Consider the following 229-nt stretch of genomic DNA (forward strand, 5'->3'; position numbering starts at 1 on the left):
CTCTACTGCACATGTATCTTTTTTATACAGGTGTATTCAGAGTATGTATAAAATTTAATCAGAAGTATGATTTTTATGCGCTGATTGCGTCGTGCAACTGAAGACGGCGGAATGCTCCAAAGGCCGCCGTAGGCGCGGAGCAGGGGGAGGGCAGGCGGAAAAAAAGAGGTGAGGCGAAGAAAGCAGTGGCCGGAAGGCTGAAGACGCTATTTGGTTCCTTCTATGGTGT

The sequence above is a fragment of the Desulfovibrio sp. genome (assembly GCF_019424165.1).
Taxonomy (GTDB): Bacteria; Desulfobacterota; Desulfovibrionia; order Desulfovibrionales; family Desulfovibrionaceae; genus Desulfovibrio.